At 53.2% G+C, this 4,005-nt stretch carries 5 protein-coding genes; all 5 read left to right on the forward strand.

Features of this window, described 5'->3' with window-relative positions; genetic code table 11:
* The coding region (locus tag MV421_RS02330; protein WP_297517766.1) for a ribonuclease Z at positions 1 to 888 on the forward strand (888 nt) is incomplete at its 5' end.
* Positions 885 to 1,592 (forward strand): TraB domain-containing protein, encoded by a 708-nt coding sequence (locus MV421_RS02335; protein ID WP_297517769.1) that lies wholly within the window; start codon positions 885 to 887, stop codon positions 1,590 to 1,592. The genes MV421_RS02330 and MV421_RS02335, both read left to right, overlap by 4 nt.
* A gap of 27 nt (positions 1,593 to 1,619) precedes the next feature.
* Positions 1,620 to 1,799: a KH domain-containing protein gene (locus MV421_RS02340; RefSeq protein WP_297517772.1), complete on the forward strand. Its 180-nt coding sequence runs from the start codon at positions 1,620 to 1,622 to the stop codon at positions 1,797 to 1,799.
* A gap of 156 nt (positions 1,800 to 1,955) precedes the next feature.
* Complete coding sequence (locus tag MV421_RS02345; RefSeq protein ID WP_297503452.1) at positions 1,956 to 2,519, forward strand: glucose-6-phosphate isomerase; 564 nt, start codon at positions 1,956 to 1,958, stop codon at positions 2,517 to 2,519.
* Positions 2,520 to 2,588: 69 nt separating this feature from the next.
* Positions 2,589 to 3,950 (forward strand): ADP-specific glucokinase, encoded by a 1,362-nt coding sequence (locus tag MV421_RS02350; RefSeq protein WP_297517777.1) that lies wholly within the window; start codon positions 2,589 to 2,591, stop codon positions 3,948 to 3,950.
* The last annotated feature ends 55 nt before the right edge of the window (positions 3,951 to 4,005 follow it).

A 4,005-nucleotide genomic window follows, 5' to 3' on the forward strand; every position in this document is an offset into this window, starting at 1 on the left:
GTCCCAGCGATAGCGCTCCGCTACAGAGGTGAGATAATCCTCTTTGATGCCGGCGAAGGAACGATTAGACAGATGAACACGGCAAAGCTCAGCCCTATGAAGGTTGATAAAATATTCATAACCCACTTCCACGGCGACCACTACCTCGGTCTCGGGGGTTTGATTCAGACGATGAACCTCTGGAACAGGGAGAAACCGCTCCACATCTACGGCCCTAAGTACACCTTCGAGTTGGTTCAGCACTTCCTCAACAGTGGCTTTTTCCGGCCGGGCTTCGATATACACGTCCACGAACTCGGCGAGACGAGGCTGAAGTTTGGTGACTACGAAATCTGGTCTTTCAAGGTCGAGCACGGGATTCCCGCTCTCGGCTACGTCTTCAGGGAGAGGGACAGACGGGGAAAGTTCCTTCCGGAGAGGTTGAGGGAATACAATTTGAGTGAGGGGCCAATCCTTGGAAAGCTTGAAAGGGAAGGAAAAGTCGAGTGGAAAGGCCGGATAATCCACCTCGAGGACGTTACCGGGCCAAGGAGGAAGGGTCTCAAGGTCGTCTACACGGGCGATACTGAACCGACTGAGAGGGTGAGGCTCTTTGCGGAGCGAGCCAACCTGCTGATCCACGAGGCAACTTATCTCAACCCAGACGACAGGGGCGGCAGCTACCACTCAACAGTTAAGGAAGCCTGCGAGACCGCCAAAAGAGCCAAAGTAAAGCTTCTCGCGCTCTTTCATAGGGCTTTTCGCTATACCTACGGGGAATACTCTGTCGAAGCGGCGAAGATATGTGAGGACTTCAACGTGAACTTTATCGTCCCAAGGGACTTTGATGTTATAACCCTCAAATCCGACTCATGGGAGTTAAGGAGCCTCCTGGAGGGAGGGAAATGAGCTACCTGCGCTACGTCAAGGTTATAGGCACGATGCACGTCTCGCCGGAGAGTCGGGAGGAGGTTCTCAGTACCATCCTGAGAGAGAGGCCCAACGCGGTGGCGGTGGAGCTTGACAGGGCAAGGTTCCTTTCAATGCAGTCCGGGGCGGAGATGAGCATTGAAGATGTGCTCCGTTTCGGCAGGAGGGGACTCATAAACTACGCCCTAGCTAAGGTTGAGGAGAAACTCGGTGACGAGTTCGGCATGAAACCTGGGGAAGAGATGAAGGCCGCGATAAGCGCCGCGGGACTCCTCGGCGTTCCGCTTTACCTCATCGACGAGGACATAAACGCCATACTCGGCAAGATAACCGCTGCCCCCGCTAGGGAAAAGCTCCTCATGGCCCTCGAGGGTCTCTGTGTATTTCTGCCGGTAAAACCCACCACTGAGGAGTCCAATCCGATGGAGGAGTACAGGGCGATGATGTTCGCCTTCAGGCAACGTTACCCCTACCTCTTCCGCGTTCTCGTTGAGGAGAGGAACGGGATTATGGCACGGAACCTCGTCTCCGCTGTGGACGAACTTAAACTAAGTGGAATCAGAAGGCCAAAGGTGATAGCGGTCGTTGGTCTCGGCCACAAGCCTGGAATAGAGCACTTCCTCGACCGTGTAAAGGAGAGAAACTACTGGGACTACGGTGTGAGTCGTTACGTTTATATTTGATGCCGTCAATTTAAGCCGGGGATTGCTATGAAGGACAGGCTGGAGAAGATGCTCAACGTCAAAATCCTGGATATGGAGGAGCTTGAGGACAAAATAGTCGTTTATGTCCCTGAGGACCAGGTTAGAATCGCGGTCGGAAGTGGCGGTGCCGCGGTAAAGGCGGCTGAACTTGTCATAGGCAAGAAGATTGAAGTCAAGAGCAAGTGACGGCGGATTAATTCCACCCGCTGTTTTTTAGTTCCCCTTCTCCCAGCTTCCGCGTTAGTCTTTTCTCCCCGGGAGCTTTTTCAGTAGTATAACACTTTTAGTGATACAAATGGGAAAGGTTAAATAGGGACGTTCCTACTTACTCTGGTGATGCTCATGGAGTACAAGAACCCGATTGGAGTTGACCTTGAGACCGGCGTTATCCCCGGCGCCAAGAAGCTCGTCAGGAAACTGAGCGACCTCAGGGGTTACTTCCTCGATGGAGAAGCCTACAACGAACTCCTCAAGGACGACCCCATCGTTTACGAAGTCTACGCGGTGGAGCAGGAGGAGAAGGACGGCGACCTCAACTTCGCGACTACGGTTCTCTACCCCGGAAAGGTTGGGAAAGAGTTCTTCTTCACGAAGGGGCACTTCCATGCAAAGGCCGACAGGGCCGAGATATACTACGGCCTCAAGGGGAAGGGGGGAATGCTCCTCCAGACATCAGAAGGAAAGGTTGAGTGGATATCGATGAAGACCGGAACCGTCGTTTACGTCCCGCCCTACTGGGCGCACAGGACGGTCAACACCGGAAACGAGCCTTTCATATTTCTCGCGGTTTATCCAGCGGATGCAGGCCATGACTATGGTTCAATAAAGGACAAGGGCTTTGCCAAGCTCGTGATCGAGGAGGACGGCAAGGTAAAGGTAGTTGACAACCCACGCTGGAGCGAGTGACCCCCTCTTATTCTTTCCCACCGCAACCCTTATTAATTTGGAACAGTTACATCACTCCCGGTGATACATATGGACTGGAACGCTCTCTACTCATCCGCTTTTGAAGGCGTTAGGGGCAGGATTGGAAGGGTTGATAGGGTTCTTTTGGCCTACAACACCAACATCGACGCGATAAAATACCTTGACGGAAGGGACCTCAGGGAGAGAGTTGAGAAAGTTGGGAAGGACAAGGTCCTCCGTTACTCCGATGATCTTCCGGGAAGGATTGAAAGCGTTCCCCAACTCCTCGGATCTATTCTATGGAGCATCAAGCGTGGAAAGGCCGCTGAGCTTTTCGTTGAAAGCTGTTCAGCTCGATTTTACATGAAGCATTGGGGCTGGGACGAGCTGAGGATGGGCGGCCAGGTCGGCATAATGGCCAACCTCCTAGGGGGGGTCTACGGTGTTCCGGTCATAGCTCATGTCCCCCAGCTTTCGAGGCTCCAGGCGAGCCTCTTCAAGGACGGGCCGATTTACGTTCCAAAGCTCGAAGATGGAAAGGTCAAGCTCGTTCACCCGAAGGGCTTTGCCGGAGATGAGGAGAACTGCATCCACTACATCTACGAGTTCCCGCGCGGTTTCAGGGTCTTCAACTTCGAGGCGCCGCGGGAGAACCGCTTCATAGGCTCGGCCGACGACTACAACACGACCCTCTTCATCCGTGACGAGTTCAGGGAGGGTTTTGATGAGATAACCAAAAGCTCCCCCCTCACGATAATCAGCGGGCTTCAGGCCCTCACGAAGGAAAACTACCGCGAGCCTTTTGAGATAATTAGGGGGCATCTGGATGTTCTTAACGAACGGGAAATCCCCACTCACCTTGAGTTTGCATTTACTCCGGATGAAACCGTCAGGAAGGCAATCCTAGGCCTCCTTGGAAGGTTCTGGAGCGTTGGGTTGAACGAGGTCGAGCTGGCGTCAATAATGAAGGTTATGGGCGAGAAGAAGCTCGCTGAGAAACTCCTCGCCAGTGACCCCGTTGACCCTGTGGCCGTTACAGATGCCATGCTCAAGCTCGCCGAAAAGACTTGGGTGAGGAGGATACACTTCCACACCTACGGTTACTACCTCGCTCTGACCGACTACAGGGGTGAGTTCGTCAGGAACGCACTCCTCTTTGCGGCTTTGGCAGCCGCTGCGAAGGCAAAGCTTGGAGAGATAAACTCGATAGATGACGTGGTTAAAGCCATGGACGTCCCGGTAAACGAGAAGATTAAGCCAATTGAGGAGGTCCTTTCAAAGGTATACGGTATGGAAGACGGAATAACCGAGCTTAACGGTTATCAGCTGACCTTTGTTCCGACGAAAATAGTCGAGAAACCTAGATCCACCGTCGGAATCGGCGACACGATTTCGAGTTCAGCCTTCATGGGCGAGTTCGCCCTTCGCTGATTTCTTTTCGCTATCGTTAAAAGCCAATATGCCCAAGTGGTTTCAGGTGTTCAGG

This window comes from Thermococcus sp., from assembly GCF_027023865.1.
GTDB lineage: Archaea > Methanobacteriota_B > Thermococci > Thermococcales > Thermococcaceae > Thermococcus.